The sequence below is a fragment of the Nocardioides speluncae genome (assembly GCF_003121585.1).
Classification (GTDB): Bacteria; Actinomycetota; Actinomycetes; order Propionibacteriales; family Nocardioidaceae; genus Nocardioides; species Nocardioides speluncae.
The window spans coordinates 154411-176139 of record NZ_QEOO01000051.1; the positions used below are offsets into that span (position 1 = coordinate 154411).

Genomic DNA, 21729 nt, shown 5'->3' on the forward strand with positions numbered 1-21729 from the left:
CGCGGCGGTGAGGGCCGCGTGATGGCTTTGATTGTGTCGGGTGGCGCCGACATTGGCCCGGGTGTCGCCTCGGGTGGGCGCCGGTTCCACGGTCCGGGGATGTTGCGGGTTGTCGGGACGGGTGGGCTGGTGGTCAGCCGGGTGCGGCGAGCGCGACCAGCCGGTGGAAGCCGTGGCGGGCGAGGGTTGCCCACGGTGCTTTGTCGGCCAGGTGCAAGGTCACGCGGCGTGCGGTGCGGGCGATGGTGGCGGGGATGGTGAACAGCCTGAGCCGGAGCCGTTTGGGTTCCCATCTGCGGGCGGCGTGGCCGTGCAGGGCGAGGGTCTGCATCCAGGCGGTGAGCTCGACCGCGAGCATCACGATGGCGCACCAGATCTGGTTCTGGTCGAACCCCTGTAGAGGGAGGTTGGTCAGGCTGGTGTCTTTGGCGATCCGGATCCGGTCCTCGCACCGTGCGCGGCGCCGGTGGCGAAGTTCCAGGTCGGCCAGTTGCCCTTGGTGGTGTTGGTGGCGAACGCGGTGACTCGGTGGCCGTTGATGTCGGTGATCCGGAGCTGGGCGCCGGGGTGGGGTCGTTCCTTGCGGGCGATGACCCGCATCCCGGCGGGCCATCCGGTCAGGTCCAACAGCCCGGTCAACTCGGCGACCCAGGCGCCGTCGCGGACCTCGCCGTCGGCGTCGTAGGCCGGGACCCACACCTGCTCGGGTATCTGTTTGAGCAGGTCAGGTGTGTGGTCGGGCAGGGTGAACCCGACCGAGTAGGACAGCCGCTGCCCGGCCATCCAGTCCAGCACCTCGTGGGTGCAGCCGGCGGCGTCGGTGCGGATCAGCACTCGCCGGCCCGGTCGGACCCCGGGCTTGTGGCCGGGCAGCTGGGCCAGCGCCTGCTTGATCACCGCAATGTGATCGACCGCGGTGTTCGACCCGGCGTTGCCGGCCCGCGCCAGGATGGCCAGTGGTTCCCCGGTGCCGTCGGGGCCGTGGTCGACGAACGCACACAACGGGTGGAACCCGAACCCCTTCTTGTGGGTGGGCTTGGCGTTCTCCTTCTCGCTGTGCGAGGTCACCAGCGTGGCGTCCAGGTCCACGATCAACGGGCTGGCGGCGCTGGCACCGTGATCCGCTGCGGCCTTACCGGCCAGCTCCCAGGCACGGGCCCGGGCGGCCGCGCGTGCGGTGTTGATCGCCCTCAACACCGTCGGCGCGTCGGCAGCCAGCGCCGCGATGGTGCGCGAGACAGTCGGATCCGAGGCCACCGGCCCGTACAAGCCGGGCTCGGCGCGCAGCAGCGCGACATCGGCCAGACAGCCCCCGCCCAGCGCGAGCGCGACCGCCAGATCCAACACAACCTTGGCCGGGTCATGGACCGCCAACGGCTTGCGCCACGGCGCCAAAGCGGCCGACAGCTCTGCTCCGAGCCCGGTCGCGGCCACGGTCTGGGTGAGCAGCACCCCGCCCGCCTGACCCACCGCCCCACACGCGGACGTGTCGACACGAGGACGTGGATAGAACCCGGTAGTGTTCCTCACCTGGAAGGTGCTCCTTGAGCTGTGACGACTTGGACCTAGACACTCCGCATCGTCACAGGTCAGGAGCACTTTTCAGTTCACCGGCACGCCCACCTCACGAAATCTCCGGGCTAGTGTCGCAACCGAGAAGGACCGGACAGGTGGTCCGTATCGACCTTGGGGGCGACATCTGGACGGTACCCAGACGAGGCCTTGGCCGTGTCTCGTGTCAGTCGGGACACAGCCGCCAGATACGGGAAGTGATGGGTGGGTTACTTAGACTCACGTCGAGGAGTGAGTCATGACTGCAAGACGAAGGCCAGGCGTCCGGCTGGTGAGGGGTCCTTTCCTCCGCCTTGAGCCACACAAGGACCATTGTGAGACCGAAGTGGAACTTGCAGACCTCTGCTCAAGACTCCGTCAACGCGATCCGGAGGTGCTCCTCGCCGCGGACCTCTTCTGCGGTGCGGGCGGGTTGGGCCTCGGCTTGGAGCAGGCCAGCGTCCGCGTCGTCTTGGGCGCGGACCATGACTCCGAGGCCTTGGAGACCCACCGCCACCACATGGGTGGGATGGCGATTGACTGGGACCTTGGTGATGCGGACGTCGTCGAGCGAGTTGCATCAATCCTTGTGGCGAACCGGATCGATGTGCTCGCTGGTGGCCCGCCCTGCCAGCCATTCTCCAAGGCCGGCCGATCTGGAATGCGGTTCCTTGTACGTGAAGGGCTTCGGGATCCGCACGACCGTCGACGGGACCTCTGGCGGTCGTACCTCGAGGTCGTACGGCTTGCCATGCCGCGTGCGGTGGTAATGGAGAATGTCCCAGACATGGCTCTTGACCGAGAGATGTTCATCCTCCGGAGCATGGTGTTCGAGCTGGAGTCACTCGGCTATTCGGTAGAGGAGCGGGTCGTCGATGCGTGGCGGTACGGTGTCCCTCAGTTCCGCCAGCGGCTGATCCTTGTCGCGATCAGGGACGGCGGCCAATTCGAATGGCCGTCTGAGACCCCCCGCAAGGTGACGGTTGCGAACGCGATCTCGGATCTGCCGTCGGTCGAGGGTGGCTGGCGGCCCGAAGGTGGCGCGCAGGGGTGGACCGAGTACGCAGGCCCCCGTTCAGCGTTCCAGCGCGCGATGCGCTCCGGGGTGCAGAACGACGACGAGGCAAAGGTCTTCGATCACATCACGCGACCAGTTCGCGAGGATGACGAGCGGGCATTCGAACTTCTGGACTCGGAGAGTCGCTACTCGGACCTGCCGGAACACCTGAAGCGATACCGGGACGACATCTTCGATGACAAGTACAAGCGTCTCTCCGGGGACGACGTCTCACGGACTATCACCGCCCACATCGCCAAGGACGGCTACTGGTACATCCACCCAGAGCAGAACCGCACGCTGACAGTGCGTGAGGCCGCGCGGATCCAGACTTTCCCGGACTGGTTTCGGTTCGCAGGGCCGCCTTCGGCGGCCTTCAAGCAGATCGGGAACGCAGTCCCGCCGCGACTTGGATTCGCGATTGGATCCGCTGTAGTCGCGGCTCTCTCCACTGAGCCGAGCGATCGCCCCTCCAGTGAGGAGGTGGGCGGAGCCCTTGCAACTTGGTTCCGCGAGCCTCACGCGAGCTCGTCGCCTTGGTACCACACCGCGTCCGCTTGGCACGTCATGGTGGGAGAGCTGCTCCTGGATCGCGTATCGCCCTTGGTCGCGGGCTCAGTGTGGCCGTTGTTGGAGAAGTACAGCACGCCGAAGGATCTTGTTGACCATCGTGCCGAGGTCGCGGAGATCCTCGGGTGGATCGACCGCGCAGACCGCCTCGACGCCGTCATCAACCTGGCGAAGGCCATGGGGGACGTGGCTGATCCGACTGAAGACGAGCTCGACGCGCTGGTGAGCAAGAAGATCGTCATGCAGAGCGTTGCCGACCGGGCACAGCTCGCAGGTATCGAGGGCGAGGAGCCGGTCGTCGTCACATCTGGTGCCCTTCGGGTTGCAGCGCGGTTGCAGAAGAACCAGCTCGGTCGCAAGAACCAGAACAGCGACGGCCGGATCGCCATCGCAAAACTGGTCGGCTACGGCCCAGACGCTCGCTCTGCCCAACTCGGCCTGCTCGAGGTGGGAGCGGACGTCTGTCTCCCGACCCGCCCAAACTGTGGCGCGTGTCCGTTGCAGTCGTGGTGCCGTTCGGCTGCTGATTTCAGCTAGAGGTCAAGCGAACGGGCTAGGTCAGGGTGTCGTTCTTTGAGCTTTCCCAAGGCAGCGCGGAAGCCCTTGAGATCGGTTGACTCCAACATGACGGCCTTCAAGGCCACGCCGACCTCGCGAAGGGCCACACCGTCGGCTGATGTTGACTTACTTGATGGCCTGCGACCGCCCGCGGATGAGGCCGACTGCCGGTAGGCGGCGTCTGCGCGGACGCACAGGTCGTGGATCGGTCGCTCAAGCATGTTCTTCAAGGTTGCTGGGAGGACGACACTCATCTTGGCCACGTTGATCTGGAAGGCCTCGTCCAACTCTGTGTCGAAGTCAACCGCAGCGCGTGCGAGCTTCGTGTGTTCATCGATCCCTCGGAGCCCGTTCCATCCGCCGTACTGGACCAACCTGTTCGCCCGATAGATGTAGAGACCCTGCTGACGGTTCCACTTCAGTGGCCCAGAGAGACGTTCGAAGCGCTCGGGAGAGGAGAATTTGTCACGCGGAGGGAGTACGTATCCGCTGAACCTGATGTCGGACGCACCTTCGTCGGTCTCAACCTCAAAGATCTCGACAGGGATGGCTTGCGTGTGATCCTCAGCCGTCGCGAACGGGTCCCACGCTTCTAGCTTGAGCTGAACTCCCGGTTCGCTGGTGTCGGCGTTCAAATTGTTCACCGAGATTGTGACGGGGTCCAGCCCGTGTGTCCCGGCGAGGAAGCGGTGGAAGACCATGGCTAGGTGCTCACCTGTCTTGGTGGCGAGGCTGCTCAACCTACGCCGACCCCAGCCGGACTCTGCGTAGCGATCCGGAAGGACCCGGTCGAGATTTTCCCAGACGACGACCGTGCCGGGGCCATCACGAAGGATCCGCTTCGCGTGCTCGATCGCCTCGCTCTGCTCGTCGACTAAGACACTCCAGGAGTCGTCGCGCTCGATGTAGTCCAAGTCGAGTGTTCGTACATGGAACGTCTGCTGCTTCGGTGCCTTCCGAGTCACGACAGTGAGTCGGCGGCACTGCGAGAACGAGCCTGTCTTCAGTCCGAGCCCGAATCGCCCGAGCTCGTTGCGCCTGTAGTCCCTGCGACTTCCGAAGCGGAGTGCCTCGAGGAGTTCGGTTGGGCCCATCCCGCGGCCGTCGTCCCAGATCAGCACGTAGGAGTTGTTGGGTTCGAAGACGAGCTCGACGCCGATGCGGTGCCCACCAGCGGAGATGGAGTTGTCGACCAGGTCGGCGACTGCCGTCTGGAAGTCGTACCCGATGTCACGTAATGAACCTGTCAGCCGGGCGGCCGACGGCGGGACATCGAAGTAGCTCCTGCGCACGGCCAAGACCTAGCACCTCCTGAGGTAGATAATCGCACTGGGGGGGCCGCCTCGACGGCCGACACTCCGTGGCCGAGAGCGTACCGAGGAGCACCGACGAATGCGGGATCAAGCGAGTCAGGGGGTGACGCCCGCGACGCGTCGGACGATGCAGGCGAACCGCGGTCGGGACACCGGGCCCGAGCTGGCGATTCGGTCAATTCTCCACTCGAGGGGCCTGCGGTTCCGCGTCAATCAACCTCTGCCGTTTGATCGTCGGCGTAGGGCGGATCTCACGTTCTCCCGAGTCGACCTCTATGTCTTCGTCGACGGCTGTTTCTGGCACCGGTGTCCGGAGCACTTCGTCCAGCCAAAGACGCGGACCGAGTTCTGGCTGAAAAAGATCAACGGCAACTATCGGCGGGATCTCGACACACGGCAAAGACTCGAGGAGATGGGGGCCACCGTCGTCCGCATCTGGGAGCACACCGATCCGCGTCAGGCGGCCGACGAGGTGGAGCGGGCATATCGCCAACTGGTGTCCGCAGTCTCGCCCGCTGTGTCAAGCTCGGACCACTGCTGATGGACAGGGAGGCGTGTCGTGGTGATGTCCGGTCCTGGCGCGGTTTCGGCCTGGCTTCTGATGACCGTGGGCGAGAACCGTCAGCACGGTGGCAATGCCGGCTATGACGACCAAGCGGACGTCTACTACACGTGGGACAGCACCGTTCCGAATCACGCACGGATCAAGGTCGGCGACCCGATCGCAGTCTGGGACAAGGAGCGCCTCCTAGGTCTCTCGGTCATCGAGGAGATCGTGCGAGAGACCAAGGAGAAGCTCCTCTTCAAGTGTCCCTATTGCGGCAAGGCAGGCATCAAGCAGCGAGTGGTCAAGTCGCCACGCTTCAAGTGCTACAAGTGCAGTGAGGAGTTCGAGACACCGCACGCCTTGACGGCGACAGTCGTCGAGTACCGATCCCGACACGATGCAGCGTGGACATCATTGGACGGTCTTCTCCCTGGCGATGCCCTGCGCCAGTTGTGCGACGCGCCCAGGAGCCAGCTGAGTATGCGGCAGCTGCGATGGGACGACTTCCGGGAGGCTGTCACCCTGCGGGGTGCCGATAGAGCGGTCGACCGAGTAGCGCATCGGGCACCAGGCTTCTTTGTTCCGCAGGGCCACCATCTGGAGACGGTGCGAGTCCGTCGAGGACAGCGACAGTTCCGTGAGCACCTATTGGCGGCGCAGGGCGAAGTATGTGCCTTCACCGGCGACACGCCGCCCCGAGTTCTCGAGGCGGGCCACTTGTATAGCTACGCGGAGCTCGGAGAGCATCATGAGCACGGAGGCCTCCTTCTTCGCCGAGACATCCATCGCCTATTCGATGACGGCTGGCTGGCGGTAGATCCAGGGACCCTCCGAGTCGACGTTTCGGATTCGTTAGAGGCATATCCGCAGTACGCAACCTTGCATGATCAGACACTCCGCACTTGTCTGCGCGATCCTCAAGTCGAGTGGCTCGCGCATCATTGGGCAGAGCACCGCGCTAGCTGACTGCGCGTGCATGGAGCCTCGTCTGCACGAGGTCTTGACGCGACGGCACGCCTCACCCAGGCAATCCGGACCAATCCAATCGGTGCTCGAGGGTTCAGCCGCCCAGCCCATCGAGCAGCATGGCGTCGTAGCTCTTCCCAGGAAAGGCCACGGGCTCGATAGCGCCGGCCCGTTCGTAGCCCCACTTGATATAGGCAGCCCGGGCGTTAGTGTTTGCCGGGTTGACGAGGAGTGTGGCCCTCTCCTCGGCCCGGTCCGCGAGTTGAAGAGCGTGCATCCGCTTGGCGACGCCGTGCCGTCGCCAGGCTGGGCGGACCATCATGTCAATGAAGGCGACGGTCCGTCCTGGCCATTCCTTGGTTACGTCGGACGGAATGCCGATCGCTGACTCCCACCAGGATTCGCCGATCTGATGCCCGTAGATTGCGCCGACTGGTGCCCCGTCGTGCGATGCAACGACGAGCCGGAATCCGGGGGCGGAGGTTCGGCGGGCCCAGGCTTGGGTCAGCCAACCGACACCTTGCTCCATCTCAGCGGGTGGCTTCTCGAAGGCCGCCCGGTACAGATCGACGACGACCTCCAGTTGCTCGATTGCCGTCGTCGGCCCGTGGACCGTGAAGACAAGGTCATCGACATTCATGAGGCAAACAGGATTCGGTGAGCGGTCAACGCGAAGTCCTTTGCGGGTTGATAGTCATGTCGAGCTAGCGAGGTTGCGGTCGACTTGAGTTCGTTGCGGATTCGTCCCGAGCCGTGCAGCGCGGTGTGACGAAGGATCCCGGTGCCGAGCGCGATGGCCTCGTCGAGGTTGCCAGCGCGAGCGAGTTCGTAAGCGAGGTACACGTCGTAGATCGCGCGGTTCCGTGGGGAGGTGTCGTCCGTAACGAGCTTGGCGGCCGTGCGGGCCGCTTCCTGGGATGTGCGCGGACTCTCCAGGAGACGACCACATCGCATCTCGTGGCTCGCGATGTCGCTTGGACCCCAGAAGATCAGCCACTCAGGCCGGTCGTAGGCCGCTTCTCGGTCCATGAGCAGGCGAGCTCGTCGCAGTGCGCGGATCGAGTTCGCTTGATCACCGACACTGGCGTGACCTATGGCCTCGCGCGCCGCCGCGAAGGACATCATGGCCGGAGACCCGAGGTTGGCCCCAACCTTGGCGGCGGCTTGCGCGAGTGCGATGCCGTCACGGCCATTGCCTTGGTCGGACGCATCTTTCGACATCGCGGCCAAGGCCCGATGGCGCGCCTCTTCGGCCCCGGGTCCCAGTTCGTGGAGGCGGAGGGTCTCCAGCCACCACCGGCGCGCTTCCTCTGATCGGCCGGCATCGTAAGCGCGCCAGCCTGCCTTGACGGCGGAGGCGGAGGCGACGCCGCGGAGTTCTCGGCCTGTGGCCGTGCTGTAGCTGGCAGAGCCGAGGGCGTCGATCAGTCGCTTGGCGATGGACGTGGTCAGCTCGTAGACCGCCCCGCCGCCATGGGTTGCTTCTAACTGGTCGAGTCGGGCGAGAGTTGCCCAACTCTGCCGAACGGTCGAGGCACCGATGCGTGTTCCGCTGGCCAGGTCGGAGAGCGGCGGCGGCAGCATGGCGAGAGCGGCGACCGTTGTCACGCTCTCCAGGAACCTTCGCCGATCCATATCGTCAACGCTAGACGGCTTGGATCCAGCCGCAAGGTCACTGAATATGGACCGGGGGATGCCTAGCGCGCCGGCCAGATCTGTCAGCACTGCGGGGTCACGGTTGAGTCCCTTCTCAACCCGGGAGATCGTCGGCTGGGACCATCCCGAGTGCCTCGCGAGTTCGACCTGCTTAACGCCGAGCCTCCTGCGTACGACCCTAACGACGGCGCCCGTGTCGCCAGATGCGACAGCGCGCTGACCCTCAGCGCTTGTCAGCGCGGCAAGCACGTCGTCGGTGGCGTCCACTCCCCGAGGGTAACGGCCGGTAGACATTCCGGGCATCGGCTCATATTCAGGAACTGAATACGGCCTCCTCGCATCACTGCGGAGCACCAGATTCTGTGGTGGCGCCAATCACCCATCACCGCGAGGAGGCAAGCATGCCTGTACTGACGGTCCGGCTGACCTGTCGGCCCGTCTCGGTGCTTGCCCTGCCTGTAGGCGCCCACGAACCGACGGAGCGCGTGTCGAACCCCGAGAGTCCACGCGCGCTCCGTCGCTCCACCCGTCCACAGACAGGACCGACTGATCTGGCGGGCTGACGTCTTGATGCTCAGGTCGGCAGTCGCCTCATCACTCGCCGAACAGAAGGAGAAGAAGCAAATGGAACCGATGACCGCAACGATCGAGCCGGACTTCGATCTCGACATCCAGGTGGTGACCGACGCCGAGCTCGAGATGGCGGGCAGATGCGGCACTAACGATGGATGCGCAGCGACCTGCCCGTCGTCGTGCGTGAGCAGGGTCTGAAGCCCTTGTTCGGAACAGGGGCTGGGTCTTCGACGGCCCAGTCCCTGCTACCACCCACCGATTGAGGAAGCCGATGTCTGATCAGAGACCAGAGCCGTTGTACCGGCATCTCGGCGTCGGGCTGCTACGGGGCGCGCGGTTGTCTAAGGATGCTGGACCGAGCTGGTGGCCGGACCTGACCGACCCCTTTGAGTGTCGACGGTGGCTGGCGGAGTTCGGCGCCACCGCCGACATCGCCGGAGCGGTACAGCACGCGAGCCCGAGCCTCGCGAGGCAGATCGAGCGGATCGGTCGTGGGAATCCGGTTGCTGAGAAGAATCTGCTTCGGATCGCGCTCTCGTTAGTCCGCTACCACCTTCGCGCAACCGGTCGCTGCACGCCGTTCGGCCTCTTCGCTGGTGTCGCGGCGGCGGCAGTCGCCGACTCGGCGAAGGTGCGTTGGGGCGACGGTCATCAAGCCATGATCGCCCCCGACGCTGAGTGGCTGCTTGGGGTCGTCCAGCGCCTTGAGCGCTGCCCAGCGCTTTTGGACCGGCTGGAGGTGGTCTTCAATGACCTCGCGGTACGGCGGGGCGGCCGACTGGAGTGGCCGCGCGGCTCCGGTCGGGTGACGATCCAGTACACGCCGGCGGTCCGGGCAGTTGGGGAGGCGGCGGCATCGCCCGTGCGCTTCGACGAGCTGGTCGACCACTTGGGCGCATTGTTCCCCGGCGCTGACGAGCAAGAGATTCGCGCGATGTTGGCCATCCTGGTCGCGCAGGGCTTCCTCATCACCAACCTCCGCGCACCCATGACGGAAACCGATCAACTCGGACACGTCCTCAGCAGGCTGCGCGACGTCAATGCGGAGGCCGTCGCGCCGGTCGCGTCGACCTACCGCACACTTGATCAGATCGCGGCCGACGTCGCGCGACACAACAACCCAGCGACCGCGCCAACCGAGGCAATACGTATCCGTGAGGTTCTTCCTGACCGGATGGCGCCTCTGTCCGAGGACGGGCGGACTCCGCTTGCGCTCGATCTGCGGCTGGACTGCGAGGTTCACCTGCCGACAAGCGTGGCCGAGGAAGTCGAACTGGCTGCGACGGCCTTGGCCAGACTGACCCGCCAGCCGACCGGCGAGGCCGTCTGGCGCGAGTACTTCACGGCCTTCTGCGATCGGTACGGCATCAACGCCTTAGTGCCGTTGTCATGCGTGGTCCACCCCGAGACTGGTCTCGGACTGCCCGCTACCTACCCCGGCAGTGTCATTCGGTCGCCGGCCGTCCCTGCCTCCGAGCGTGATGCGAAGCTGTTGGCACTGGCCTGGCAGGCGCTGGCGGATGGCACCGACGAGGTGGTGCTGACCGACGACACTATCCGCGCGCTCGCCGTCGGCGACCCTGACACCGATCCGACTACACCGCCGCACGTGGAGATGTCCGCCCGGCTCCAGGCGGCCAGCGTCGACGATCTTGAGCGCGGCGACTACCTCATCTTCGTCCAACCGGCCCGCGCGGCCGGGACGTTGACCTCGCGCCATCAGCATCTGCTTGAAGGGGAGGGGTGGAGAGGCGCATACCGGCAACTTCCGGCCGCGACCGAAGGGGCGTTGCGGGTGCAGTTGACCTTTCCGCCCAACTTCCCGCGGTCAGAGAACATATGCCGCGTCCCTGCCTACTTGCCTCAGGTGTTGTCACTCGGCGAGCACAGGCATTACGACGAGACCACCGTTGCCCCGGGTGACCTCGCGGTCATGGCTACCAACGACAACCTTCACTTGGTGAGCATCTCGCGGCGGCAGGTGATCGAACCTGAGGTCTTCCATGCCCTCGCGCTGGAGAGCCAGCCACCAGCACTCGCTCGATTCCTTGCCCACATCACGCAGGCCAATCGGGCCAGCTGGCACCGATTCGACTGGGGACAACAGGCAGCTGACATGCCGTACCTACCACGCGTGCGATACCGCCGCTCGATCCTCGCTCCGTCGCGCTGGCGCCTAACTTCCTCAGACCTCCCGCCAGACCTGGACGCCGCCGCATGGCAGGTCCACCTGGCGCGATGGCGCGCCCGATGGCGCTGCCCGGAGGGCGTTGAACTGGTCGACGAGGACCGGTCCCTGCCGCTGACTCTCGGCCAACAGAGCCACGCGGCGATTCTCCAAGCCCACCTGGCACAGCACGGGCACGCCGTACTCCACGAGACGATCACCCCCGATGGACTCGGCTGGATCGACGGGCACGCGCACGACCTGGTCCTGCCGCTGGCGTCGACGAGCCGACCAGTCGCCTCACCACTAAGCGGGCGCCAGCCACTGATCACCAACAGACGACATGGCCAGATCCCGGGTACGCCGGAGAGCAGGTGGCTGTTCGCCAAGGTATTCACCCATCCAGAGCGGATGGACGAGATCCTTGGCGACCATCTCCCCACATTGCTTGACCGACTAGATGAGCCCGATTTCTGGTTCGCCCGCTATCGCAGTGCTCATGAGGCTGACCATCTCCGCCTTCGGCTCCGTGCTGCTCACGGTCAGGGGCCCCTCCTCATTGCCGCGGTGGGTGAGTGGGTGCAGCACCTACGTGAACACTGTCTCGCGGGACGGCTCGTCATCGACACCTACCAACCCGAGACCGGTCGGTACGGCGACGGCCCGGCCATGGTCGCCGCCGAGGGCGTATTCGCCGCAGACTCTCGCGTCGTCGCAGCCCAGCTAGGACAACAGTCTGGGCAGCTCATCGATCCGCAAGTCCTGGCCGCGCTCAACGCGGTTGCGACCGTTACCGGTCTCCTCGGCAGCACCCAAGACGCAGTCGACTGGCTGATCGCCCGCCCTCCGCCCGCCCTGACAGCTCCTGTCGAGCGCGCCCTCGCTGACCAGGTCGTCGACGCAGTGCTCAGGCAGTCGTCGGCGTCACCGACCAGCGCCTGGCCGAGGCAAGTGGTCAGTGCCTGGGACAACCGCAGCCGCACCCTCGCCGCCTATCGCGACCACCTTTCCGACGAGGACGTCGACCGAGTGTTAGATGCGCTGCTGCACATGCACCACAACCGGGCTCTGGGCATCGACCGTCGCGGAGAAGCCACCTGCCGTGCGTTGGCCAGAAGGGCAGCGCTGGCCATGGGTGCGCGACGGGATCGAGGACACCCATGATGCCGCCAACATCCGCTCAACGCGTTCGCTTAGACTCGCTTGGCGACGGTGCCGCAGGCGAGTTGCTCGTGAAGGCCCAGCAGGTCCGCCTCGGGCTCCGCCCTTGGCATGAACTGCACGACGCCGTACGCGCACTCACCCGCGATCCGGTGGCGGCCGACCCCGAATCCTGCGGACTGTTCCGAGGGGCGCCAGCCGTCGCTTTTGCACTTCACACAGCCAGACATCCCGGCTACGAACCATCGCTCAGCCGCCTCGACAAACACATCGCGACGATCGTCGAGCAGCGCCTCGCCGTCGCACGGGCTCGCATCAACCGCGGCGCGCTGCCTGCGCTCCGCGAGTTCGACCTGATCAGTGGCCTCACCGGACTCGGCGCCTACCTACTCAACCGAAGCAAGGACGGCGAACTGCTGCGTGATGTCCTCCGCTATCTCGTCCGGCTCACCCATCCGTTGACTTCAGGGGACGACCTCCTCCCGGGCTGGTGGACTTCCCACGGGCCTAGCGATCAAGCCGATCCCAATTGGATAGGCGGCCACGGCAACGTCGGCATCGCACACGGAATCGCAGGGCCGCTCAGTCTGCTCGCCCACAGCCAGCGACGCGGCGTTACCGTCGACGGTCAGGCCGAGGCCATGCGCAGAATCCTCGCCTGGATCGACGACTACCGGATCTGCGACGCCGAGTCCGTGCGTTGGCCCGGACTCGTGTCGCGAGCCGAGCACCGCGAGCCGCTACTTCTCCAGTCGCGGCACCCCGAGCGGCCTTCTTGGTGCTACGGAACACCCGGTATCGCCCGAGCCCAACAACTGGCCGGCGTTGCACTCGACGACTGCGGTCGCCAGCGCCTCGCCGAGCTCGCGCTCCTTGACTGCGTCTGCGACGACCGTCAGCTCGATCTTCTTGAGGACGCTTCGCTCTGTCACGGATCGACTGGCCTGCTGCTAACCACCTGGCGCTGCGCTCGCGAGGTGGGCGCCGACCTCCGACTCGCCGAAGCGGTTCCACGTCTCCGGAACCTGCGGGGACAGCGCGTCCAGCCGAGCCACGCCGGGCTTCTCGAGGGTGTGACCGGTCTCCGACTTGCCGAGAACACAATCGGCGACCCAGAGGACACGACGCGCTGGGACGCCTGCCTCCTGCTGACCGCCCAACTCTGATGAACTACCCGACAGACGATTCGGAAGGACCCATGTGAACAGCATCGCCAGCGCCAACCCTGAGGCGCTCCGGGACACCATGGTCGACACGATCCTCAACGCCGAGCATGCCCGCACGCCGGCTGTCGAGCGAGCGATGCGCACCGTTCCTCGGCACCGATTCGTTCCCGACGCCACCGTCGAGGACGCCTACGCCGACATCGCCGTCATCACCAAGCAGACTGACGACGGCACTGCCCTGAGCTGTGCGTCCGTCCCCACCACCGTGGCGATGATGCTCGACCAGCTCGACGTACAACCGGGTCACCGGGTCCTGGAGATCGGCGCCGGCACCGGTTACAACGCCGCGCTCCTCCGCGTCCTTGCTGGACCTGGCGGCAGCGTCACCACGGTCGACATCGACGCCGAGGTCACCAGACGAGCGCGTGCGGCGCTCGACGCGACCGGCAATCCCGATATCGAGGTGATCACTCGCGACGGCGCGCTCGGCGCCGAGGAGAATGCGCCGTACGACCGGATCATCTTCACTGTGGGCGCCTGGGACATACCGCCGGCCATGTGGCAGCAGCTCACACCTGGCGGGCGACTGGTCCTTCCCCTGAGGTGGCGCGGCCAGACCCGCAGTCTGGCGTTGGTCCGCGACGGCGAACGCCTTGTAGCGGAGTCCGTCGAGCTCTGCGGGTTTGTCCCTCTGGTCGGTCAGGAAGGCGAGCTCACCGGCACCATCGACAACGACGGACTGGTCTCGCTGCACTGGGATGCCGACCAGCCCATCCAAGCCGCAGCGTTGGCCGGGGTGCTCGACCAGCCCAGGCTGGAGGCCTGGTCTGGCGTCACCGTTGATCCCGAGGAGCCGTTCGACGGGCTCTGGCTGCTGATGACCGCTACCGAGCCACGGACCTGCCGTATCGCGGCGCAACCTGCGGCGGTTGAGTCCGGCCTCTGCCTGCCCGCCATCGCATCGCGCAGCCCAGCAATCGTCGACGGCGACAGCCTCGCCTACTTCACGTTCCGCCGACCCGGAGCGCCTGACGGCGCGTCCCGGCCCGAGCTGGGGGCTATCGGGCACGGGCCACGCGGCGATGTCTTGGCAGAGACTCTTTGCACCGAGATTCGGCGCTGGAACCAGGATCGTGCCGCCCAGCCGAAGATCACAGCCATCCTGCGTGCTGCAGGAGAGCGCCAGCAGACGGCTGGATCGGTCATCGACAAGGCCGAGACGAGCCTCCTGCTGGTGACGACATGAGCGACCACGACGTTCTGCCCCTGCTCGACCAGACCTCGGCTGCGGTGTCCGACGCCATCCGCCGTGCGCGACCCGAGCTGGCCGAGGCAGACCCCGTCGTACGACGCTCGGAACATGCCGACTTTCAGGCCAACGCCGCGCTGGCGCTGGCCAAGCGGGCAAGCATTAAGCCCGCTGATCTCGCGGCCGAACTGGTCGCAGCCCTCGACAGTGACTACCTCGAGGCGGTCGAGGTGTCCGGTCCTGGGTTTCTGAACATCAAGCTGCCTGATCGCGTCGTGTGGGGTCAGGTCGCAGCCCGCCTGGCGGACTCGCGGCTGGGAGTCGCGTCACCGCAATCGGGGTGTCGTACCGTCGTCGACTACTCCGCACCGAACATCGCCAAAGAGATGCACGTCGGGCACCTGCGCACCACGATCATCGGCGACAGCCTCGTCCGAGTGCTCGGCTTCCTCGGCGCCGAGGTGATCCGCCAGAACCACTTGGGCGACTGGGGAACTCAGTTCGGAATGCTCATCCAGTACCTCGACGAGCACCCCGAAACTGCCTGGCACCACGATGAGCTCGCCGGTGACACCTCAACGGTCTCGGCCTTGGACACGCTCTACAGGGAAGCCCGCGCCAAGTTCGACAACGACACTGGCTTCGCCGACCGCGCCCGCGCACGGGTAGTGGCCCTTCAAGGCGGCGACCCGGAGACACTGGCCAAGTGGAAGGACATCGTCGCCGAGTCCGAGTTCGCCTTCCGCGAGATCTACGACCGGCTGGGTGTCCAGCTCACCGCCGAAGACTCAGTGGGGGAGTCCTTCTACAACCCGATGCTGGCCGACACGATCGCCGAGCTCGAGGACACCGGGATCGTCGTCGAGAGCGACGACGCGCTGGTGATCTACTCACAGGAGGTCACCGGCCCTGACGACCAGCCTGTCCCCTTGATGCTCCGCAAGCGCGATGGAGGATTCGGCTACGACACCACCGACTTGGCGACGATCCGCTACCGCATCCGTGACGTCAAAGCGGACCGCATGCTCTACGTGGTCGACTCGCGCCAGGCGCTGCACTTCCGGCTCATCTTCGAAGCCGCCCGACGTGCCGGCTGGTTGACCGACGAAGTCGAGGCAACCCATGTCCCCTTCGGCACCGTTCTCGGACCGGACGGCAAGCCTTTCAAGACCCGCGCCGGCGGAACGGTCCGCCTCACGGACCTCCTCGATGACGCCGTGGCTCGCGCCCGCGCCATCGTCGCCGAGAAGAACCCCGGCTTCAGCGCCGACCTGCTTGACCAGATCGCCGAGCAGGCCGGCATCGGAGCGGTCAAGTACGCAGACCTCTCCAACTCGCGGGTCAAGGACTACACCTTCGACGTCGACCGCATGGTCGCCTTCGTCGGCGATACCGGTGTCTATCTCCAGTACGCCCACGCCCGCATCCGGTCAATCCTCCGCAAGGCCGGCGACACCGACGCACGGATCGACCCGACACCCCCACTGGAGCCCGCTGAGCGCACCCTCGCCCTCGAACTTGACGCCTACGGCGCAGTGCTCACGGATGTTGGGGTGACTCTCGAGCCGCACAAGCTCTGCGGCTACCTCTTCGGCCTCGCACGCGCCTTCACCGGCTTCTACGAGGCCTGCCCAGTCATCCAAGCGGAGGAGCCCACGCGATCCAACCGGCTGGCCCTCTGCCGCCTGACCGCCAACACCCTCAGCCACGGACTCGACGTCCTCGGGATCGCGGCACCCGAGCGCATGTAGCCGGAGGCACGGCTGTGCGAGTTCGCACGCGGGACCTTCCCAGAGGTCGCGAGCATAGGCGGCGGAGTGAGGCACCCATCGCGGCAGAACGGATGGCCGCAGGGCATGCCTTCTGCGGCATGGAGCTGATCGGGCTGCCCTCACCATCGGTCAGCTAAGGCGCCTCAGGGCTGCCGAGAGGGCACTCTAGCTACGTTTGATGGTCTGCGCGTGAGCGTCGATATCCGGCCCCGTGAAGAGACGGTGGAACGCTTCGTCAAGCACTCTGGCGCCGTCCAGCACCTCGATGGTGGACAGGTCTGAGTCTTCGTGCGTGCCGGCGTTGCCGAGCCACTTGGCTGCGAAGAACAGGTCGGCAACCGGCGGACGGTTAGGGTCGGCGTCTCGCCACTCCTCGATGCGTTCGTGAGCGCTACGGAACCGTCCGGTTGAGTTGGTCGCCGAGACGCTCTCCGAGGTCAGGAAGCGCTCCACGGTGGCGCGAAGCGCGGTTGCAGCTAGGCCGGGATCGGCGAAGAGCACGCGAGATGCGCGTAGTACGCCCTCTCGGACCTCGTCGGGAGCCGAATTTGGGATCGGCATAACCAACATGGGCGGGTGCGAATGCGTGACGGTGTAGCACGTCCAACCGAATCACGACGAGCCTCACGGCGCACCGGCGTTAAGGACGCAACCTGTTCGCGTTTCCCGTCACGGTGGACCAGACGGTGACCGTACGTCGCGGGCCTTGCACGATCCAGCCTTGGGGAGAAAACTGAGAGATTGGCTCTAGAGCCGAGGCGCCCAATCGCTAACTCTCGGGACGTTCCAGCTGGTCAGCTGGCCCATCACTGAGAGGAAAGCTCATGACATCACGAACCGCAGTTCTGCTGGGAGCCACCCTCATCGCGGCCGGCCTACTCGCGGCTGTGCCGGCGGTCGGTGCGCCGATCACGCCGGGCGGGTCGGCGGAGGTCACCGTGGGCAGCAACGACAACCTGTTCTCCCAGAACAAGCAGAACGAGCCGGGGGTCGCGGTCAACCCGGTCAACCCCCTGATCCTCGCGGCCGGCGCCAACGACAACATCGACATGGAGGCCTGCAACGCTGCCGACGACCGCACCTGTCCCTTCACGCCGGGCGTCGGTCTGTCGGGTGTCCAGTTCTCGACGAACGGCGGCGTGTCGTGGACGCAGCCGAACTACACCGGCTACTCGGCACGCGTGACGCCGAGCTGCCTCGGCCAGCCTGACCTCGCGGTCGGTCAGCCGCCCGCCGGCGACACCGGCTGCGTGCCTGACCCGGCGGGGCCGATCGGCACGCTGCCGCACTACGACGAGAATGGCATGGTCTCCAACGGCGACCCGGAGCTCGTCTTCGGCCCGGAGCCGGACGAGAACGGCGACTTCTCCTGGGCGAACGGGCAGCGGCTGTACTACGCGAACATTGCCACCCCGTTCCCGGGCAACCCGGGCTTCAAGGGCGCGGGCGCCATCGCGGTGTCGCACACGACCGACCTCGTCGGCGCCATCTCGGGGAACGACGCGGGGTGGTCCGACCCGGTGGTTGTCACCCGGCAGAACACAGCCCTGTTCAGCGACAAGGAGCAGCTGTGGGCGGACAACGCCGAGACCAGCCCGCACTTCGGCAACGCCTATGTCTGCAACGTCGGCTTCCGCGGCTCGGCGGGTTCCGAGCCGGTGCTGTTCTCCCGGTCGACCGACGGCGGCGACACCTGGACCGTCCGGCAGCTGAGCGAGGCGACGAACAACAACCAGACCGGTGGACGGCAGGGCTGCGCGATCCGCACCGACAGCGCGGGCGTCGTGTACGTGATCTGGGAGGGCACGTCCATCCCGACCAGGCAGGGCGTCTTCTTCCTCGCCAGGTCCTTCAACGGCGGCGCCAGCTTCGAGCGGGCCCGGCCCATCGTGACGGTCGAAGGCATCGGCCAGTTCGACCCGGCGCAGGGGCGCTTCACGATCGACGGCGTCGCCGGTGCGCGCACCAACACCTTCCCGAGCATCGACATCGCCAACGGAGCTCCGTCTGGGGAGGACGCGACCGACCAGATCCTGGTCACCTGGTCCGACGATCGCGCCGGCACGAACAACGAGCGCGCGTACGTCATCTCCTCGACCAACGGCGGCGAATCCTTCTCCGGCGTCATGGACGCGAACGACGGCACCGACCGTGCCAACTTCCCCGCCATCGCGATCTCGCCGGACGGCACGGACGCCTGGCTTGTCTACAACGCCTGGCTGGACCCGTGGCGCAACGAGACCTCGTCTCCGCGGCGGGTTCTCGGCGTGGTGCGGCATGCCGACATCTCCGGTGGCGTCATCGGCTCGTGGACTACCGAGCTGCGTGGCCCGACCGGCGACGGGCGTGCCTCGAGCGCCAACGGGCTGACCTCGGAGTTCCTCGGCGACTACAACTACGTCGTGGCCACCAACGACGCAGCCACGGCGGTATGGAACGACATGCGCGACGGCGCGGTCTGCCCGGCGATCAACGCGTACCGGCAGGCGTTCGTCGACGACGTGGTGAGCGGCGACACAGCGCCGATCGTGGCCGACCGGCCGCGGGACCGCGCGTCGGCGGGCGAGCTCCCGGCGACACACTCCACCGCGCTACGTCCCGGACCGAACAACCAGTGCCCGGCGGCCTTCGGCGGGTCGAGCATTTACGGGGGCTCGTTCAGCGACGAATCCTGACCCCGGCTCGGGTGGCGTCGTGGTCTCGACGACGCTCGTACCTCGCTGCTTGACCACCCGGGTGCGATCAGAGCCAGTCGCAGCTCGCTGCGGTCCGGATGTGCTTCTCGTAGCCCGGCGCGCCAGGACGCCCGGAAGCATTGTCGAACCACGGTGGTTGTGGGTTCATGAGAGCTATCCGAGTTGATGAGGAGCCTCAGATGGCATCCCAGCAAGTCATCCTCAGCACCGAGCGGCTCGATATCGGACCGTGGGTTGCGGAGGACGCGACGACCGGCCTCACGATCTATGGCACCGAGGAGGTCACGCGCTGGCTGACTCCGGCCATGGAGCCCGTCGACGACGAGGCGGGGATGCGCGAGGCATTGGCCCGGTGGGCCGAGGAGGACGCAGAGACTGATCCTCCCGTCGGTCATTGGGCAGTACGGCGCCGCGAGGACGGCGTACTGCTGGGGTCGATCACGCTGCGTCGGATGCCGCCGTACCAAGAGGATCTGGAGCTCGCTTGGCAGTTCGCGCCTGGTCACTGGGGCAACGGCTACGCGACGGAGGCCGCCCGAGCAGTGGCCGCCTGGGCGTTCGAGGCCTCAGCGCACGAGCTGTTCGCCGTGATGCGCCCGGCCAATCAGCGCGCGGCGAAGCTCGCGCGCCGGCTGGGCTTTCAGTGGGTCGGAGAGACCGACAAGTACTACGACCTCCGGCTCCAGGTGTATCGCCTGCGGCCGCCAGAGATCACGGGCTGAAGATCAGGTCACAACCAGGAAGGCTTCCATCCTTCTGGTATGGCAGCCGGGTGCGGCGTCAGGCCGAGGGAGCGGCGGTAGGCAGCGTGAATCCATCCGGCTGCGGTATCGGGAGCAAATATCAGGTCCGAAAGCCGCAGGTCCTGCACGACGTCCCCGCGCTGGCAGAGTGCGATGAGTTCCTCACCATGCGCGGCGATGTCGATCCCGACAACTTGAACGGTGGTACCGACCACGCTGGCGGTGGTGGGGAGCGTGATCTCCTCGGAGAACGTCTCGTAGAAAGCGGTTACCTGCTCGGCGAGGTTGTAGCAGTCCTCGGTAATAGCCGCGACGAGACGATCCACTTCTTCATGGCCTGTCATTGGCGGCCCCGGGGACGTAGGGGATCAGCCCGAACTCGAACGCCTGTACCTGAATGTGGATGGGCGCTCGGCGCATGTCGACTAGCATCCCGTCGACCTCCAACAGCCAGGTCAAAGGGCTGGCCTCAGCAAGGTCACGGCGCATGAACTCGGCGTCGAACTGGCTCAGGTTGACGGTGTCTCGGATCAACCGGGCCTTGTTGGCCATCGTGGTCTTCTTGACGCCCAGCCACTCGCTGAGCTGGTCGGTGGTCGCGTGCGGCACCTGGGCAGGGTCGAACAGGAAGTTGACCTGCCCGACGGCATAGACGACCCCCGCGGCCCAGATCCTCAGGTCGCCGCGGGTCAGCGGCGAGGGTCGCTTCCGGCCGAGCCTGCCGACCAATGTGCGGCACAGGTCGGCGTACTCCACGTCCAAATGCTCCCGGCACGCGGCGTCGGTCACCGCCACTACCTGATCGGCGTACGGCCGCACCGCGCGCGGCACGTTCACGTCGTCCATTCTCGGCCCTTCCCCGTCGGCACCTGCCGATCGACTTCGCTAGTCCATCACGCGCGACGGGCGACTGGGTAGCGTGCTGTCTCATGGCACAGGGGCGGCTGAACCGCGACCAGTTCTTCGACAAGCTGGGCGAGATGGACGAGACCGATCTGAAGAAGGCGCTGTGGACTCTCTATTGGCGGGGCGCGGCGCCTCTGCGAGAACGTGTCGAGGCCATCATCGACCCACAGAGCAACGAAGTGCGTGCTCGGGCAGTGAAGGCGCCGCCTGACCCGAAGGTCGTCTTGGGGGAGGTCCGGCAGTTCGCCACACTGGCGCGATCGGGCTCCTACCTGGCCGGTGATCGCCGCGTGTCGCCGAAGGAGCGGTCACGGTGGCGACACACGTTTCGCCGACTGAGCGGGGACGCTCAGGACGCACTGCGCGGCGACGACTTCGAGACAGCTGCTGCTGCCGTGGCCGCGATGATCGACCTGGCGTGTGAGACAAGGGAGCTTGACTACTTTCGCTCCGAGGATCCGCTCGAGGCCGCCCGGTTCGTGGTCTCGGATGCGGTCGCGGTGCTGTGGTCCCGCATGCGGGAGGTGCGGGGCGCGGTCCATTTGACCGAGGTTGCGTCCGCGCAACTGCTGAGCTGGGAGTCTCGCTATGGCTGGACTCGCAGGGGCGACGGCTGGGTGAGCGCACGCGAGACCTCTCTCGCGACGGTGCTCTCCGAACTCCTGGTGGTGCCCGACCTGTGGACCAATGTTGCCGGGCACTATCTGGATGCGCTGGACCGGGTCGCCGGAGGCGGCGGTGGTGGTCAGCGGCGCGGGCGTCCGGGTCGACAGCCTCGGACCGAGGCGATGAGCGAGTGGAACGGCCTCCTGGTGGAGCGTCTCGCCGGGTCGGACCACGAGCAGCTACTCGATCGTCTTGTAGCGCATCCAGCACTGGCTGGGCCAGAACTCACCTTCGTTCAGGCCCGCCTCGCACGCGCGCGCGGCGACCTGGAGGCTGCGGGCACCCTGGTCCAGCGGTGCCTGACGTCGGCGCCCGGTCATCCGGAGTACCGCTTGTTCGCTGAGGAGACCCGGAGCTTCTCGACGATGACTGGGAGCGAGACTCGGTGAACTCGGTCGGCAGGTTCCGCGAG

General features: G+C 66.2%; 17 protein-coding genes and 2 pseudogenes. 11 read left to right on the plus strand and 8 right to left on the minus strand.

Features of this window, described 5'->3' with window-relative positions:
* Nucleotides 1-133 precede the first annotated feature (133 nt).
* Nucleotides 134-1530 (minus strand): annotated as a pseudogene (locus DDV73_RS27355) (IS1380 family transposase).
* 280 nt (nt 1531-1810) lie between these two features.
* Here DDV73_RS27355 and dcm point away from each other — a divergent pair.
* On the plus strand, nt 1811-3715 hold the full coding sequence (gene dcm / locus DDV73_RS27360) for a DNA cytosine methyltransferase (protein ID WP_109510439.1): 1905 nt from the start codon (nt 1811-1813) through the stop codon (nt 3713-3715).
* On the opposite strand, the gene DDV73_RS27365 is transcribed toward dcm, so the two are convergent.
* A complete protein-coding gene (locus DDV73_RS27365; protein ID WP_206051129.1) occupies nt 3712-5028 on the minus strand; it encodes an ATP-binding protein in 1317 nt (438 codons plus the stop codon). The two genes, dcm and DDV73_RS27365, sit on opposite strands and share 4 nt — an antisense overlap.
* A 100-nt stretch (nt 5029-5128) precedes the next feature.
* Here DDV73_RS27365 and DDV73_RS27370 point away from each other — a divergent pair, with 100 nt between their 5' ends.
* Both DDV73_RS27370 and DDV73_RS28960 read left to right on the plus strand, forming a co-directional pair.
* Nucleotides 5129-5590, plus strand: coding sequence for a very short patch repair endonuclease (locus DDV73_RS27370; protein ID WP_109510441.1), 462 nt, complete (start codon nt 5129-5131; stop codon nt 5588-5590).
* 24 nt (nt 5591-5614) lie between these two features.
* A complete protein-coding gene (locus DDV73_RS28960) occupies nt 5615-6562 on the plus strand; it encodes an HNH endonuclease signature motif containing protein (RefSeq protein ID WP_240617528.1) in 948 nt (315 codons plus the stop codon).
* A 94-nt stretch (nt 6563-6656) separates the two neighbouring features.
* On the opposite strand, the gene DDV73_RS27380 is transcribed toward DDV73_RS28960, so the two are convergent.
* The 3 genes and pseudogenes from DDV73_RS27380 to DDV73_RS29785 form a co-directional block, all read right to left on the minus strand.
* Nucleotides 6657-7202, minus strand: a complete 546-nt coding sequence (locus DDV73_RS27380) for a GNAT family N-acetyltransferase (protein ID WP_109510442.1) — start codon at nt 7200-7202, stop codon at nt 6657-6659.
* Nucleotides 7199-8170, minus strand: a complete 972-nt coding sequence (locus DDV73_RS27385; protein ID WP_240617523.1) for an NsdA family TPR-like regulatory protein — start codon at nt 8168-8170, stop codon at nt 7199-7201. Before DDV73_RS27385 ends, DDV73_RS27380 begins: the two co-directional genes overlap by 4 nt.
* Nucleotides 8171-8257: 87 nt before the next feature.
* A pseudogene (locus DDV73_RS29785) lies at nt 8258-8521 on the minus strand (helix-turn-helix domain-containing protein); the annotation flags it as partial.
* Between the two features lie 330 nt (nt 8522-8851).
* Here DDV73_RS29785 and DDV73_RS27390 point away from each other — a divergent pair.
* From DDV73_RS27390 to argS, 5 genes are all read left to right on the plus strand, one after another.
* The gene (locus DDV73_RS27390) at nt 8852-8989 is read left to right on the plus strand and encodes an FxLD family lanthipeptide (protein WP_206051131.1); all 138 of its coding nucleotides are present in this window, start codon (nt 8852-8854) and stop codon (nt 8987-8989) included.
* Between the two features lie 73 nt (nt 8990-9062).
* Nucleotides 9063-12122 (plus strand): lantibiotic dehydratase, encoded by a 3060-nt coding sequence (locus tag DDV73_RS27395; protein WP_109510445.1) that lies wholly within the window; start codon nt 9063-9065, stop codon nt 12120-12122.
* Nucleotides 12122-13285 carry a lanthionine synthetase C family protein gene (locus tag DDV73_RS27400; RefSeq protein ID WP_109510515.1) on the plus strand — a complete coding sequence of 388 codons (1164 nt, stop codon included), beginning with the start codon at nt 12122-12124 and terminating at the stop codon, nt 13283-13285. The genes DDV73_RS27395 and DDV73_RS27400 overlap by 1 nt, the downstream gene beginning before the upstream one ends.
* A 34-nt stretch (nt 13286-13319) precedes the next feature.
* Nucleotides 13320-14531, plus strand: a complete 1212-nt coding sequence (fxlM, locus tag DDV73_RS27405; protein WP_109510446.1) for a methyltransferase, FxLD system — start codon at nt 13320-13322, stop codon at nt 14529-14531.
* Entirely contained in the window at nt 14528-16285 is a 1758-nt protein-coding gene (gene argS, locus DDV73_RS27410) for an arginine--tRNA ligase (RefSeq protein WP_109510447.1), read from the plus strand. The genes fxlM and argS overlap by 4 nt, the downstream gene beginning before the upstream one ends.
* A 186-nt stretch (nt 16286-16471) precedes the next feature.
* Here argS and DDV73_RS27415 read toward each other — a convergent pair whose 3' ends face one another.
* Complete coding sequence (locus DDV73_RS27415) at nt 16472-16807, minus strand: DUF4145 domain-containing protein (RefSeq protein WP_161962550.1); 336 nt, start codon at nt 16805-16807, stop codon at nt 16472-16474.
* 323 nt (nt 16808-17130) lie between these two features.
* Here DDV73_RS27415 and DDV73_RS27420 point away from each other — a divergent pair, with 323 nt between their 5' ends.
* Nucleotides 17131-18981: a sialidase family protein gene (locus DDV73_RS27420; RefSeq protein WP_109510449.1), complete on the plus strand. Its 1851-nt coding sequence runs from the start codon at nt 17131-17133 to the stop codon at nt 18979-18981.
* A 200-nt stretch (nt 18982-19181) separates the two neighbouring features.
* Nucleotides 19182-19724 carry a GNAT family N-acetyltransferase gene (locus DDV73_RS27425; protein ID WP_109510450.1) on the plus strand — a complete coding sequence of 181 codons (543 nt, stop codon included), beginning with the start codon at nt 19182-19184 and terminating at the stop codon, nt 19722-19724.
* An 8-nt stretch (nt 19725-19732) separates the two neighbouring features.
* On the opposite strand, the gene DDV73_RS27430 is transcribed toward DDV73_RS27425, so the two are convergent.
* Both DDV73_RS27430 and DDV73_RS27435 read right to left on the minus strand, forming a co-directional pair.
* Nucleotides 19733-20089: a hypothetical protein gene (locus tag DDV73_RS27430; protein ID WP_154402930.1), complete on the minus strand. Its 357-nt coding sequence runs from the start codon at nt 20087-20089 to the stop codon at nt 19733-19735.
* A complete protein-coding gene (locus DDV73_RS27435) occupies nt 20076-20591 on the minus strand; it encodes a DUF6398 domain-containing protein (RefSeq protein ID WP_109510452.1) in 516 nt (171 codons plus the stop codon). Before DDV73_RS27435 ends, DDV73_RS27430 begins: the two co-directional genes overlap by 14 nt.
* Before the next feature lie 83 nt (nt 20592-20674).
* On the opposite strand from DDV73_RS27435, the gene DDV73_RS27440 reads away from it, so the two are divergent.
* Nucleotides 20675-21706, plus strand: a complete 1032-nt coding sequence (locus tag DDV73_RS27440) for a hypothetical protein (protein ID WP_109510453.1) — start codon at nt 20675-20677, stop codon at nt 21704-21706.
* Nucleotides 21707-21729 lie beyond the last annotated feature (23 nt).